The following is a 13,657-nucleotide window of genomic DNA, read 5'->3' as shown; positions in this document are numbered from 1 at the left end:
CGCTGAGCTACTTCAATTGTTATCATTTTTAACCCTAGTAAATTTAGGGGAATCTCCGTGTGACATCATACTCAATATCCATAACTTTCCTAGGGAAATATCATGCAGAATGTGAAGCAGATATAAGCAAAAAGGCGCTGCACAGCAGAGCCTTTACTCTAATTTGTTCGAATGATAAACGAGGGAAATAGTAGAAGAATTGAACATTAGTTGAGCGGTTGCTCACTTTCCTTGAAGCGCTGATCGGCCAAACCAAACTCACCAAGCACATAAACAACACTCCCAATCACGGCGAGCGTTTCATTTGGCTCGCGTGGTGGCGCATCGGCAGTAGGGACAGTGCTGCGCATCCCTTTTTCCAAACAAGCGTCGCTAAAACATTCCGGCGGAATGGGCGCCTCTTCAAGTAATTTGGACTCGGTTAATTGATGTAGAAAAATCTCTGACTCTTGCGCCCATAGTGGCAAAGAAACAGCGCATAACACCGCAAATAGAGACTTCATATTCAACACCCTCAACTTATTGATGCAAGGAATGATAGCAGTTCAATTTAATTTTGCACGTCGTTTTTTATTTTCAATAATCTCAACCAAATACTCAGAGGCGAAAGCAGTTTCTCCCGACAAACAATTGCTGCCAAAAACAATAGCCACCAAAAACACCTGACATAAACCTGCAATAGAAATGACGTAATTTCATCACACCATGCTTGCTCCTCTCTCTGCGATAGTCGAGCCCAGCCAACACCAACCCAAGAGATGTGCGATGCCTTCACCCCTATATGTATTTGACCTTGATGAAACCTTAATTCAAGGCGATTGTGCGATGATCTGGAATGCGTTTCTGGTGGATAAAGGCATTGCCACTTCTCCAGATTTTATCGCTGAAGACCGACGCCTTATGGCGTTGTATGCACAGGGAAAAATGGACATGGAAGATTACCTGCGCTTCTCCATCTCTCCCCTTGCAAACCTCACTACCAGTGAGGTTGAGCTGTTGGCCAAAGAGTGCGTTGAAACGCGCATTTTGGACAAGCTTTTCTCGCAAGCGAACACGCTCATCAACCACTTGGCCAATGAGGGAATAGATATGCTGATCATCTCTGCCAGTGTCAGTTTTTTAGTAGCAGAAGTCGGCCGATGTATCGGGATCCCGCAAACTTTAGGCATCAATATGCGGGAAGTTCATGGCCGCTATAGCACAGAAATTGAGGGCGTACCGAGCTACCGCCAAGGTAAAGTCACTCGATTACAACAGTGGCAAGAAACTCAGCCGAAGCACTACAGCGAGATTCACTTCTATACCGACTCCATCAACGATTTACCCTTGTGCGAGTACGCCGATTTCGCCTATCTGGTGAATCCCTGTCCGCAGCTTAAGCAACATGCCCATCGCCCCAACTGGACGGTATTGCATTGGGGTTAGTTTGTTCGTCCTCCTTTTTACTCACGAGTGTGATAGCTTTGTTGTGGTCACTGACTATCGCACTATTTTTCAAGCGAAAATGACAAACAATATATAAAATCCCCTTCAATTACGCTCAATTCCGATCATCTTTTACAGAATGACTTCCATCACACTTAATTACGTGTGGTACAAAAGTATAGTGAGTGAATTATTTTTGCTATTTCGGTAAAACTCTACATCCATTAATTTTAGCTCATCAGTTAAATACCTTCATGAGCAAATAAATGATCACCGAACTAACAAACGTCAATTTAATTAAAGGCAACCTTCAAGCAAATAATAAAAAAGAAGTCTTTGAAGAACTCGCACAAATGCTATTTGAAAATAATCGAATCAGCAGCAAAGAGGCTTTTTTAACCGACATTGAAGCGCGTGAAGCGTTAAGTGTCACTTCAATGGACGGCATCGCTTACCCGCACGCAAAAAGCAAAGCAGTGACAGAGCCTGCTATCGCTGTTGGCGTAAAGCGCGAAGGCATCGAGTATGGCGACGAAGAGGGCGTCAAACCGACCGTATTCTTCATGATTGCTTCGCCAGATAACGGCGCAGACCACCATATTTATGTTCTTCAAGAATTGTTCGGTAAATTTAGCGAAGAGTTTATTGAAGATATTCATAACGCAAAAGACGAAAACCAAATACTAAATATTTTAATTAATTCATAAGGCGTGAAATTATGAGTACAGTCACAGCTCAAGCTACTAATAATGGTAGCGATTTCAAAAAACTCCTAAGCACGATGAAAGGTCACCTTTTATTCGGTACTTCTCACATGCTTCCATTTATCGTTGCGGGTGGTGTACTACTGGCGCTAGCGGTCATGGCATCAGGTAAAGGTGCGGTTCCTGCGGACGGTTTATTGGCTGATATTTCTAATATCGGTATTAAAGGTCTGGTGCTGTTCCCTATTATTCTTGGTGGCTTCATCGGTTACTCAATTGCAGACAAACCAGCTCTAGCACCAGCGATGATCTCTTCTGGCATCATGGCTGATATGGGCGGCGGCTTCCTTGGTTGTATCGTAGCGGGCTTCATCGCAGGTGGTGTGGTATTCCAACTTAAGAAGATCCCTCTTTCTGCTAACATGACTGCGTTGGGCGCTTACTTCATCTACCCTCTACTAGGTACGCTTATCTCTGCAGGTATCGTTCTATGGGGTATCGGTGAGCCAATCAAGATCTTCATGGCTTCTATGAACGAATTCCTTGCTTCTATGGCTGGCGCTTCTAAAGTGGTTCTAGGTACGATTCTTGGTGGTATGACTGCATTCGATATGGGCGGTCCAATCAACAAAGTAGCAACGCTATTCGCTCAAACTCAAGTTGATACTCAACCATGGCTAATGGGTGGTGTTGGTATCGCAATCTGTACGCCTCCTCTAGGTATGGCACTAGCAACATTCCTATTCAAGAAGAAGTTCACTAAGCAAGAGCAAGAAGCGGGTAAAGCAGCAGCAATCATGGGTTCTATCGGTATCTCTGAAGGTGCTATCCCATTCGCAGCAAACGACCCTGTACGCGTTCTTCCTTCAATCGTTGCTGGTGGTATCGTTGGCTGTGTGTTCGGCTTCCTAACAGACGTACTACTACACGCACCATGGGGTGGTCTAATCACGGCACCTGTATCAAGCAACATCCCAATGTACGTTGTCGGTATCGCACTAGGCTCACTAACAACAGCGGTTATCGTTGGCTTCTGGAAACCAGTTGCTGAAGAAGAAGCAGAAGACGAAATCGCAGAAGCAGCACCTGCACAAGCTCAAGCGGCTCCAGCAGCAGGCGAAGGCGAGTACGACATCGTAGCAGTAACATGTTGCCCATCTGGCGTAGCACACACATTCATGGCAGCGAAAGCACTAGAGAAAGCAGGTGCGGCAGCGGGTCTGAAAATCAAAGTAGAAACTCAAGGTCAAAACGGTATCCAGAACCGCATCACTGACCTAGATGTAGCAAACGCGAAGCTGGTTATTCTAGCTCACGATATCCAAGTGAAAGATGCACACCGCTTTACCAACGCGAAAGTCATCGAATGTTCGACCAAGGAGGCGATGAAAAAAGCCGCCGAACTTATCCAAGCTTAAATCTTAAGCTCCTCCCCCAGAGCCCTTTCCCCCAAGGGCTCTTTTTTATTTCCAGCATTAGGTTTTGCTGACTTGGGGAGAATAGCGTGACAACGTTTGCCCCTTCCCTGCCGGTTTCACAATCAAACCGATGCCCACAAAAAACAGGACACACGCGAGAATTTGCGCACTGCCAAGCACTTCATCATACATAAAATAACCAGAGACCAAGGCAAACACGGGCACCAACAAAGTCAGTGGTGCTGTGGTACTGAGTGGGTAGCGAATCAGCAGTCGGTTCCACACCCAATAACCAAACAAGGTGGTGGGATAAGCTTGAAAAACCACCGCCACGGTGGTGCTGACATCCCAAACCTTCACTGCTTGCTCAATGATCTCAGGGCCATAGAGCGCCACGGCAAACAGCACCAGCGGAATGGGCGCAAACAGCATCCCCCATACATTGAAAGCAAACGCTTGAGTGGTTTTAGAGGCTTTGACAATCATTCCCATTACCGTCCAGCACGTGGCTGCAATCATAATAAACATCAGCCCCTGCATGGTAATGTTGCCATTCGTCGCGGAAACCAATATCAGCAGAGCGACCAACGCCATACCCGCGCCGAGCACTTTACGCTTTGACGCCGACTCTTTATGAACCAAGATACCAACGGCCATGCTAATCAACGCATTCGATGACAGTAAAACCGAAGACATACCCGATGAGAGGCCTGCCGTGATCGACCAAGAAGCCATGCCCCAGATGCCCACGCCAAACACCACGCCGTAAGCCAATAGATAACGCCAAGCAACGTTGGGACGGGCAATAAAAAATATCGCGGGGATCACCGCCAAGCTAAATCGCGCTGCGGTGGCCAATAGTGGATGCACGTCCGTAATCCCCAACTTGATCATCGAGAAGTTAAATCCCCATATTGCCATAACAAAAATGGCTAAAAATAAATCGTTTCGACTCATCACTCTCCTCCCTTTTGGTTGAAAAAGAGTATGACTTGGGTACAGTTAACGGTACAGATACAATTTTTTACGCAAAAACCAGTACAGTTGAAGACAATGAGCATTTATAGAGCGTTGGCAAATCAGTTTATTCGTGAAATCGAAACAGGAAAACTTACAGAAGGAAACCGAATGCCTTCGCTCCGTCAGCTGTCTAAGCAGCAGGGCGTAAGTATGTCGACTGCCGTCAGTTGCTATCAGGAATTAGAATCCCAAGGATGGATTCACGCTCGCCCGCAAGCAGGCTATTACGTAGCTCCGCAACGCAGCAAACACAAAACGCCAGAATGGGCGCAGTTCGTCAGCCAAGTCTCAACCGTCAATCAAAGCTTCGCGATTCACTCCCCACATAATGGGCCGCTCGGCATTTCCAGCACCAATATCGATGAAACTGCGTTAAACGAGTTGGAGCGTAGTTTTCGACGTGCGAGTAAACGGATAGGAAAACGCCTCAACCAATATCCGAACACCCGTGGGGAACCATCTTTGCGTCACGCGCTGAGCGATCATTTCGCCAAGCTTGGGCTGCATATCAATCCGGATGAGTTGATCATCACCTCAGGCTGCATGCCAGCCATCAAGGCAGCACTTGAAGCCTGTACCCAAGTCGGTGATACCATCGCGATTAGCTCACCTTGTTTTAGTGGAATTTTGGATTTGCTTGGGCAAATGGGACGACAGATCGTGGAAATCCCCTCTTTGGACGATGGGATCGATCTGCAACAGTTGGAAGCGCATTTGCAACAAGGCGTCGTAAAAGCGGGCGTATTTTGCACTTCGCACATGAACCCTCAGGGGATCACCATGTCGGCGCAGCAAAAACAGAAGCTGGCCGAGCTCGCCAATCACTATCAAGTGCCGATGATTGAAGATGATGTCTACTTAGAACTGTCCTATTCTGAGCACACACCTCTGCCAGCGAAATGCTATGACCAAGATGGTTTCATCCTTTGGTGTGGCTCTGTCTCTAAGAGTTTGTCGCCCAGTTATCGTCTCGGCTGGTGTCTACCCGGACGGTTCATGGAGCGCTATCAGCAACAGCACAGTGCAGCCTGTTTTGGCGTCTCTTTACCGATCCAGTTAGCTATTGCCGACTTTATCGAAACGGGCCACTACGCTAAGCAGTTAAAGCGCCGTCGCAGCAAGCTGTTGTCCTTACGACAAGCCTATCTCGCCTTTTTGTCTGAGCGGCTACCAAGTAAAGTGAATATCAGTCACCCACAAGGAGGCATGGTGCTCTGGCTGCAAGTTCCTGGTTTGAATCTGAGCCAATTCGCCGCGTTGCTCGAAGAGAACCGGATCGATATCCGCTTAGGGCAACTGTTCAGTACGTTGTCGCTCTACAACGACTGCCTGCGCATCAACATTGGGTTTGAATTAACCCAAGAGGTGCAAGATGAGCTGAGTCTTCTCGCTTCAGCAATAGCCCAATCCTGTGAACGCACCTAATAACGGCCGTGTCGTTTGCTACTTTTTCATCTGCATCAATGCCGCGGCATTCAGAATTGCATCTTTGGTTGTGACGTCGATGACCTTGATATGTTTGAAGCGTTCGGGTTCTTTATAAGTTTATATTGTGACTACTTACTCCATTTTAATGATAAACATCGTTTTTATAATGCGTAGTCATAACAACAAAAATATGATTGATATCACAACTATAGTTTTGTATAGCCTGCAATAACGAATAATATGCATTTATACGACGGATATATGTTTTTTACATTTGAACATCACAACAAACCAGTAAATAATTAATTTAACAAAGATTTTCAAAGAAAAAATCACCACATAAAACATATTTCGCCAAATAACAATAGGTAACATGGTAGTATGTTTGGTGTCAAAATATGAAAAAGGCAAATACTAAATGAGCATACTTTCATTTTTAAAAAAGAAATATCGATTTGGTGCTAACATATTGCAATCCAAAAGTAAACTATATCGCCTTGGGGATTTAATTTGCGAAATTAAAATACCATTAGGATTTCATGAAGGGATTAGTAATAAAAAACACTTACAAAATAAAATAGAATTAGATGTGTTGAACAATGAACTAAACTCATTTAAGCATGAAGAATATATATTAATCGACTTTTTAGATTGGCAATATCATACATTATTTCCTTACCCTATGGGTTACAGTTTTTTAGGAAAGCTAATATTCAATTTAAAGCTAGTTCCTTATATTGACAATTTGAAAAAGTATAGGGTGTTAGAAGATATAAAACAAGACATTGAATATAGATACGATGATTTTTATAATGCTGATAATTATGACTCTGAGACTGGAAGAGGATATAATAAACACCAATTACGTCAAATACATGAACAATATAGTGAAGCATCCGTTGCAAATGAAGAAGTTAGAAATTCTTTTATTCAAGAAGAAATAGATCTTTCATTGGTAAAAACACCTGATATAAAAATATCTACTCATTATGTAAAATATGAATCCTCACGTAGCTTGACATCGTTAAAAAATCATTATTGTTTTTTGTTCAATAATGACTTCTACTTAGTCATCGACTTTACTCACGACGGATGGAATGACTCATATATGGCGTTGTGCTTAGATGATGCTTTGAGAGCAGAAGAAATCGTCATTTCATCATTCCATCTCATTGATTATTTAGAGCAAGGGGCTTAAACTCCCCCTTCTTCCCCATCAACGTTTCATCTGCATCAATGCTGCGGCATTCAAAATTGCATCTTTGGTGGTGACGTCGATGACCTTGATGTGTTTGAAGCGTTCAGGTTCTTTGATGGCGACGTCGTGGGCGAAGATCACCAACTTGGCCCTTTGAACATCTTTAGCGGTAATTCGATTAATGATGCCGTTGGCACCTTGCGTTTCCACTTTGATTTTCACTCCGAGCAGGCATGCCGCCTTTTCCAGCGATTTCGCGGCCAAGAACGTATGCGCAACACCTGAAGGGCACGAAGTGACGGCGAGAATATCGGCTTGGCCTTCCCCCACTACCGAAGAGTATGCCAGTGTATCGCCTGACGAATTCTCGTCTTCATTGACGGTTTTCTTCAGAGCAATGGCGATCAGTGCCGTGGTCATGGCACCAGCAAGCGTGCCGACGATGTAGCCAATTTTCCCATCAACGACAGGAAGCACAATCCAGCCGCCCCAAGGCGCATGATTGAGTACTTGGAAGAGAAAGCCAATCACGTTGCCGACAATGCCACCAGCAATGATCGCCGGCAGCACGCGTGCGGGATCTGCCGCAGCAAACGGAATCGCCCCTTCACTGATGCCAATCATGCCCATAATGCCAGCCGCTTTACCCGCCTCACGTTCATCACGTTTGAATTTACTGGGTGACAACAGCGTGGCCAGCGCCATCCCCAATGGTGGGGTACAAATTGCGATGCCGACCCCGCCCATCAACCAAGGTTGGGTGTTCACTTGCGTTTGGGCAAACAGCGTGGCGACTTTGTTGATTGGCCCGCCCATGTCAAACGCGGTCATCGCTCCCAGCACTGCGCCTAAAGCAACTTTGCCAGAATCAGCCATCGAGGCCAGAAATTGATTGAGCCATAGCATGCTGCTGGCGATAGGAGAACCAATCACCCACATTATCGCGCCACAGGTGATGAACGTTCCGACCAGAGGATAGATGAAAATGGAGCCGAGCGAGCTCATGCTGTCGGGCAGCTCGATTTTTTTTAGCTGACGCACCACAAAGCCCGCCCAAAAGCCCACAATGATCGCGCCTAAAAAGCCCGTATGGTATTGATTGACCGCAATCCAAGTGCCAATCATCCCCGGCGCTAAACCCGGTTTGTCTGCCATGGAATAGGCGATGTAACCGCCAAGTACCACGGTAAACAAGGTTAGGCCAGCAATACCCATTTGCGCGATGTCCGCTAATACTCCCTGCTCTGGCACGGCGCCATGACCGGAGATCATCACAGAAAGCGACAGTAGCACCCCACCCGCGACAATAAACGGCATCATATGAGAGGTGCCAAACAACAGATGCTCCTTAATACGCGCGACGCGTTGCGCCATCGGGCTAAGCGGCTGATGAACAAACTCACCCATGCCATGTCCTTGCGGGGAATCTGCACCGTTGTGGTCCACAAACAACGCTCGCGCCTGTTCGACATCTTCCGCGGCTTTGAGCTTCTCAACAAAACCCTCTTCAATCAATTTACTGGAGATTTGTGCCAACACTTCAATGTGGTGATGATCTTCGCCATCGGGGGAGGCGAGCATAAAAAACACGTCGGAAAGCTGACCATCTTCCGCGCCATAATCAATCCCTTGACGGCTGATCCCCACCACCACAGCGGGTAAGGCAACAGCGTGACTTTTGGCGTGGGGAATGGCAATTCCCTCTTCAAAACCGGTATTGCCAATCTCTTCTCTTAGCCAAATATCCTTTAAAAATTGCTGTTTATCGGTCAATTTCCCCGCTTTATCCAGCAACTCCACCAATTCAATCAGCACTTCTTCTTTGCTGTTGGCGTTCAGATCTAAGCAGATGACTTCGGGTTCGATCAGGTTGGTCATATCCACGATGGCTTTACCTTGCGTTGTCCATACTGTTGTCCATATTATTGAGGCGTGCGTTGGTTCGCGCACACGCGCGTAGGCTAGATTAACCAGCCAAGCGGTTTCAAAACATAGGACGAAAGATGCAATAACTGGATTTTTGTAACATCAAAGACGAACTGTGAACTGGGTCTGCTGCGAAAAAGCCGCATTTGCCTTACGCTGTGCTAATATCCCGCCAAACGTTACCACGAGATAGTCCGATGAAAGTTGTTGCGGTCACCGCTTGCCCAACGGGCATTGCGCACACCTACATGGCGGCCGATGCATTAACCAAAGCCGCACCAAAGTACAATGTGCAGATCAAAGTCGAAACCCAAGGCGCGATGGGGATCGAAAACCAACTGACGCCTCATGATGTGGCTCATGCGGATAAGGTATTGATTGTCTCGGATATCGAAATCGAACAGCCTGGACGTTTTGAAGGCATGAACGTGGTGAAACTCTCCATCGAAGACGTGCTGCTCAACGTCGACAAAGTGTTTCTTGTCCACTGTCGCTGAACACCAGCATGATGCATGAATATCAAGTCACCTTCTTGGTGAACGATGTTAACGCCAGCGCCCATGTGGCCCAGCCATTGTCTCGTGTTGCGCGAAAGTTCAAAAGCACGCTACACATCATCAATATCACGCAAAATCGTAGCGCAGAATTGGCAAAGTCACTCGCGGTACTGCAAGTGGGGTTGCAAGAAGGGGATTTTTGCCAAATCACCGCCATTGGCATTGATGCCGAACTCGCCTGCTTTGTGATTAAAGACATGCTGTCGGATCACTTCACCGTGGTCGGTTCAAAGATCAACTATGAGTTTTCCAGCCATCTGGCCGAGCGTCTACCGCAAATTTGCCCACCTGCCGAGGTCAAATGGCACTATGCCAAAGCACACACCGAACTCACCAAATTCGAGTGTTTGAAAGGGTTAGCGCAACTGATCTACCCCGTTTCACCCGATGAACTGATTTTGGCGTTTATCAAGCGAGAAGAGCGCTCTTCCACCTGCGTTGCACCCGGCATCGCGATTCCTCATGTGATGTTTGAAGGCATTGAACACATTGCTGTGGCGGTGATCAAAAACGACGAATCGATGGATTGGGCTTCCAAAATGGGCGAGGTGCATTTGGCCATTGCTTTAGTGATGCCAAGCAAGCCCAATCGAGAACAGATCATCGCCGCGACCAATTTAACGCGTAATTTACTGTGTGATCAGATGGTTGAGCGGCTACTGCTGACTCGCAGTGGCGTCGATCTGCAAGCGCTGCTGATGTACGCCATGTCGCGCCTGCTAAATTGAGGCGCGATAATCGGTTGGCGTGCGCCCCGTGCGATTTTTAAACACGCGGCAGAAGTAGTTCACATCCTTAAACCCGCAGCGAAGCGCCACTTCATTGAGCTTAAAGTTATACTTCTTGAGCATAAACTTGGCGCGGTCCACCCTTACCCAAGTGATGTAATCGGCCAACGTCATATGCCCTTGCTGGCGAAACAGCCGCGATAAATGATTGGCAGAGATGCTAAAACGCGATGCAATGCTTTCGCGGGTAATTGGCCGATGGAAGTTCTCTTGGATATAAATGCAGATCCCTTGATAGAGATCTTGCACGCGGTTGTGCGACTGCTCAACGGGGGCATTGAGCATGGTTTTGGCGTATTGCAGCAAGGCTTGCAGCAACAACTCGTCCATCGGCTTTTTGTGATTTTCACGCGCCAATGAGCTGAGTGCTTCTAAGATGTTATCGATGGCAAAACCTGAACGGGTTTGGATACTGTGCTTTTGGATATCGTAAAAGTTGGCTTCGCCTTTGCGCTTACTCACCAAACTGAGCCCCAACTGGCGGCGACCAAACAACATACTCAGCACCGAGCAATCGGTATCCCAATTCGGTTTATTCCAGCAGTTAGAAGGAATAAAAATCGCATCACCCGCTTTGGCGACAATTTTGCTTACTTTGCGATCGTGGCTTTCCATTTCATTAATGTATTCCCCATCCAAGACTAACTCCAAACGGGGAAAGTTAACCTGATAGCTAAATTCAGGTGGCGTATGAAAATCACCAGCGAACCAAATATGATGAAAGGATTCACGTTCATTTAGTACCGATGAAATCAAATCATCAAACATCATCTCTAGGCTCTCATCGCATTGCTCAATTCGTTTCGGCGTAAGGTATACAACGATTGTTACCATCACTCCTTGAACGAAATCACACTCCCAGCCAAATGATACAAAAATCCAGTCGCAGCACCAATTCTCTAGTGCCCATTTTCTTATTTAAAAACAACAAACACACTTTAACTTAATGAAATAACAGAAATTTAACGTTAACAAAGACTAATTTTGAGGTAGAAACACTCACCAAATCTCATAGCGATCCAAATCACATTCAACTCATACCGATACAATTGTCCAGTAAATGTTCTATTTCTTCACTACTCGCTCGATCCGCAAAATTAAACAATATCTCTGACAGATACCCAGACCACTTGGCGCAGCAGCGTGAGGTCGGTGCGGGATAAAAAAGACAAAACACAGAGGTTTCTATGATCAACCAACTGATTAATGCCAATTTAATTCAGCTTGATCTGCAAGCAAATACAAAACAAGCCGTTTTTGAAGAGCTGATTGACATCCTGCATTCGCAAGGACGTATTTCAGATAAAGCGGCCTTCCTACAAGATATCCAAGCGCGTGAAGAGTTAGGCAACACCGGATTTGAAGACGGCGTCGCGATCCCTCATGCGAAAAGTGCCGCCGTGACCCAACCTGCCGTCGCCATTGGCGTGAGCAAACAGGGCATTGAGTACGGCGCAGAAGACGGTTTGCCTTCCAAACTCTTTTTCATGATCGCATCCCCCGATGGAGGCGATAACCACCATATTGAAGTGTTGGCTGAACTCTCTTCCAAGCTGATCGAAGAAGGCTTTATCGACGCATTCCTTAATGCCGAAAACACAGAGCAAGCGCTGCAGCTATTGCTGAAAAAGGCCGAACCTGCGCCAGAGACCCACCCATCGGAGAGCAAAGGATTGATCATCGGTGTGACAGGTTGCCCTGCAGGCATCGCCCACACTTACCTCGCGGCAGAAGCGCTGGAAAAAGGCGCGGCGGCGTTGGGCTACCAAATCAAAGTGGAAACCAACGGCTCGATTGGGGTGAAAAACAGCCCAACCGCAGAAGAAATTGAACGCGCAGAGGCGATTGTCGTCGCGTGTGACAAGCAAGTCGACATGGCGCGCTTTGCCGGTAAACGTGTTGTCAAAACCAACGTCAAAGCCCCAATTCGCGACGCTCAAAAGCTGATTAACGAAGCGTTAAACGCGCCAAGCTACCAAGCCGAAAGCGCTAGCACGCAGTCGGTGGCGAACAAAGCGTCCCAAGCGCGCTCTGATCTCTATCGTTTCTTGATGAACGGCGTGTCTCACATGATCCCATTCGTGGTCACAGGGGGTCTTCTGATTGCCTTAGCCCTTGCGGTCGGCGGCGAGCCAACCGAAGCGGGCATGGCGATTCCTCCCGGCAGTATGTGGAACCAAATTCTTGAAGTGGGCGTGGTTGCTTTCACACTGATGATCCCGATTTTGGCGGGTTACATTGCCTACGCGATCGCAGACCGACCAGCACTGGCTCCGGGTTTAATTGGTGGTTGGATTGCTAACAACGGCTCTTTCTACGGCGCAGAAGCGGGAACAGGCTTTATTGGTGCCATCATCGCGGGCTTGCTTGTTGGCTACTTCGTTAAGTGGATCACCTCAATCAACTACCACAAGTTTATTCAACCACTGGTTCCGATCATGATCGCACCTATCACCGCATCGCTGTTCATTGCTGGTCTGTTCATCTTCGTCATCGGCGCCCCTATTGCCAGCTTAATGGATGGTCTCACCGCACTGCTCACCAGCATGAGTACAGGTAACGTGATTCTGCTGGGCATTGTGCTGGGTGGGATGGCCGGCTTTGACATGGGTGGCCCGTTCAACAAAGTGGCGTTCTTGTTCTCTGTCGGCATGATTGCCAGCGGCCAAACCCAGTTCATGGGCGCGATGGCGTGTGCCATTCCGGTTGCACCACTTGGCATGGCGCTCGCCACTGCGATGGGTCGCAAGTTCGATTTATTTGAATCGTCAGAAATTGAAGCAGGTAAAGCGGCGGGCGCAATGGGCTTAGTCGGTATCTCGGAAGGGGCGATTCCATTTGCGGCGCAAGATCCGATGTCGGTTATTCCTGCCAACGTATTGGGTTCTATGGTTGCTGCAGTGATGGCGTTCTCTTTCGGCATCACTAACAGCGTGGCGCACGGTGGCCCTGTGGTGGCACTGCTTGGCGCGATGAACTACCCACTACTTGCGCTGGTTTGTATGGCCTCAGGTGCGGGTGTCACTGCGATCACGTGCGTGACGCTCAAGAAAATCCGCGCACAAAAACTGGCGGCCGCAACCGCTTAACTCCCCTCTTTTCACCGTATGGCTTGGGCGCACGCTCAAGCCATCTTTCCGATGGTGACTTTTCTGAAGGTCACTTTTCTAAAGATAACTTTTCTGAAGGCAAG

Annotated in this window: 12 protein-coding genes; 8 read left to right on the top strand and 4 right to left on the bottom strand. The window is 47.3% G+C overall.

Annotated features, from left to right (window positions below; genetic code table 11):
- Positions 1 to 206 precede the first annotated feature (206 nt).
- The gene (locus tag PQQ36_RS06455) at positions 207 to 503 is read right to left on the bottom strand and encodes a hypothetical protein (RefSeq protein WP_011082242.1); all 297 of its coding nucleotides are present in this window, start codon (positions 501 to 503) and stop codon (positions 207 to 209) included.
- 262 nt (positions 504 to 765) lie between these two features.
- On the opposite strand from PQQ36_RS06455, the gene PQQ36_RS06450 reads away from it, so the two are divergent.
- The 3 genes from PQQ36_RS06450 to PQQ36_RS06440 all read left to right on the top strand — a co-directional run bounded on the left by PQQ36_RS06450 (position 766) and on the right by PQQ36_RS06440 (position 3,547).
- Complete coding sequence (locus PQQ36_RS06450) at positions 766 to 1,425, top strand: HAD family hydrolase (RefSeq protein ID WP_225470599.1); 660 nt, start codon at positions 766 to 768, stop codon at positions 1,423 to 1,425.
- 266 nt (positions 1,426 to 1,691) lie between these two features.
- A complete protein-coding gene (locus PQQ36_RS06445; protein WP_005436338.1) occupies positions 1,692 to 2,132 on the top strand; it encodes a PTS sugar transporter subunit IIA in 441 nt (146 codons plus the stop codon).
- An 11-nt stretch (positions 2,133 to 2,143) separates the two neighbouring features.
- Positions 2,144 to 3,547: a fructose-specific PTS transporter subunit EIIC gene (locus tag PQQ36_RS06440; protein ID WP_225470598.1), complete on the top strand. Its 1,404-nt coding sequence runs from the start codon at positions 2,144 to 2,146 to the stop codon at positions 3,545 to 3,547.
- A gap of 57 nt (positions 3,548 to 3,604) precedes the next feature.
- On the opposite strand, the gene PQQ36_RS06435 is transcribed toward PQQ36_RS06440, so the two are convergent.
- Positions 3,605 to 4,504, bottom strand: a complete 900-nt coding sequence (locus PQQ36_RS06435; RefSeq protein WP_130247573.1) for an EamA family transporter — start codon at positions 4,502 to 4,504, stop codon at positions 3,605 to 3,607.
- Positions 4,505 to 4,600: 96 nt separating this feature from the next.
- Between PQQ36_RS06435 and PQQ36_RS06430 the strand changes: the two genes are divergently transcribed.
- Together PQQ36_RS06430 and PQQ36_RS06425 are read left to right on the top strand one after the other, a co-directional pair.
- The gene (locus PQQ36_RS06430; protein ID WP_225470597.1) at positions 4,601 to 5,992 is read left to right on the top strand and encodes an aminotransferase-like domain-containing protein; all 1,392 of its coding nucleotides are present in this window, start codon (positions 4,601 to 4,603) and stop codon (positions 5,990 to 5,992) included.
- Between the two features lie 421 nt (positions 5,993 to 6,413).
- The gene (locus PQQ36_RS06425; RefSeq protein ID WP_225470596.1) at positions 6,414 to 7,193 is read left to right on the top strand and encodes a hypothetical protein; all 780 of its coding nucleotides are present in this window, start codon (positions 6,414 to 6,416) and stop codon (positions 7,191 to 7,193) included.
- Between the two features lie 18 nt (positions 7,194 to 7,211).
- Here the strand turns inward: PQQ36_RS06425 and PQQ36_RS06420 are convergent, their stop codons facing one another.
- Positions 7,212 to 9,077, bottom strand: coding sequence for a fructose-specific PTS transporter subunit EIIC (locus PQQ36_RS06420; RefSeq protein WP_206639388.1), 1,866 nt, complete (start codon positions 9,075 to 9,077; stop codon positions 7,212 to 7,214).
- 239 nt (positions 9,078 to 9,316) lie between these two features.
- Between PQQ36_RS06420 and PQQ36_RS06415 the strand changes: the two genes are divergently transcribed.
- Both PQQ36_RS06415 and PQQ36_RS06410 read left to right on the top strand, forming a co-directional pair.
- Positions 9,317 to 9,616, top strand: a complete 300-nt coding sequence (locus PQQ36_RS06415; protein WP_011082235.1) for a PTS fructose transporter subunit IIB — start codon at positions 9,317 to 9,319, stop codon at positions 9,614 to 9,616.
- 8 nt (positions 9,617 to 9,624) lie between these two features.
- Positions 9,625 to 10,404, top strand: a complete 780-nt coding sequence (locus tag PQQ36_RS06410; RefSeq protein ID WP_108678672.1) for a PTS sugar transporter subunit IIA — start codon at positions 9,625 to 9,627, stop codon at positions 10,402 to 10,404.
- Here the strand turns inward: PQQ36_RS06410 and PQQ36_RS06405 are convergent.
- A complete protein-coding gene (locus PQQ36_RS06405) occupies positions 10,396 to 11,235 on the bottom strand; it encodes a helix-turn-helix transcriptional regulator (RefSeq protein ID WP_011082233.1) in 840 nt (279 codons plus the stop codon). The two genes, PQQ36_RS06410 and PQQ36_RS06405, sit on opposite strands and share 9 nt — an antisense overlap.
- Positions 11,236 to 11,651: 416 nt before the next feature.
- Between PQQ36_RS06405 and PQQ36_RS06400 the strand changes: the two genes are divergently transcribed.
- A complete protein-coding gene (locus PQQ36_RS06400) occupies positions 11,652 to 13,553 on the top strand; it encodes a PTS fructose transporter subunit IIABC (RefSeq protein WP_061057742.1) in 1,902 nt (633 codons plus the stop codon).
- The last annotated feature ends 104 nt before the right edge of the window (positions 13,554 to 13,657 follow it).

The organism is Vibrio sp. CCUG 15886 (assembly GCF_028570825.1).
Lineage (GTDB): Bacteria > Pseudomonadota > Gammaproteobacteria > Enterobacterales > Vibrionaceae > Vibrio > Vibrio vulnificus_B.
The sequence above is the reverse complement of the archived record's forward strand: the minus strand, read 5'-3'. Positions and strand labels throughout refer to the sequence as shown.

Excerpts from the sequence above, each read along its gene's own strand:
- PQQ36_RS06440 (WP_225470598.1), top strand. The coding sequence starts at position 2,144 with ATGAGTACAGTCACAGCTCAAGCTACTAATAATGGTAGCGATTTCAAA.
- PQQ36_RS06450 (WP_225470599.1), top strand. The coding sequence starts at position 766 with ATGCCTTCACCCCTATATGTATTTGACCTTGATGAAACCTTAATTCAA.
- PQQ36_RS06415 (WP_011082235.1), top strand. The coding sequence starts at position 9,317 with ATGAAAGTTGTTGCGGTCACCGCTTGCCCAACGGGCATTGCGCACACC.
- PQQ36_RS06430 (WP_225470597.1), top strand. The coding sequence starts at position 4,601 with ATGAGCATTTATAGAGCGTTGGCAAATCAGTTTATTCGTGAAATCGAA.
- PQQ36_RS06455 (WP_011082242.1), bottom strand. The coding sequence starts at position 503 with ATGAAGTCTCTATTTGCGGTGTTATGCGCTGTTTCTTTGCCACTATGG.
- PQQ36_RS06425 (WP_225470596.1), top strand. The coding sequence starts at position 6,414 with ATGAGCATACTTTCATTTTTAAAAAAGAAATATCGATTTGGTGCTAAC.
- PQQ36_RS06410 (WP_108678672.1), top strand. The coding sequence starts at position 9,625 with ATGATGCATGAATATCAAGTCACCTTCTTGGTGAACGATGTTAACGCC.
- PQQ36_RS06445 (WP_005436338.1), top strand. The coding sequence starts at position 1,692 with ATGATCACCGAACTAACAAACGTCAATTTAATTAAAGGCAACCTTCAA.
- PQQ36_RS06400 (WP_061057742.1), top strand. The coding sequence starts at position 11,652 with ATGATCAACCAACTGATTAATGCCAATTTAATTCAGCTTGATCTGCAA.
- PQQ36_RS06435 (WP_130247573.1), bottom strand. The coding sequence starts at position 4,504 with ATGAGTCGAAACGATTTATTTTTAGCCATTTTTGTTATGGCAATATGG.
- PQQ36_RS06405 (WP_011082233.1), bottom strand. The coding sequence starts at position 11,235 with ATGATGTTTGATGATTTGATTTCATCGGTACTAAATGAACGTGAATCC.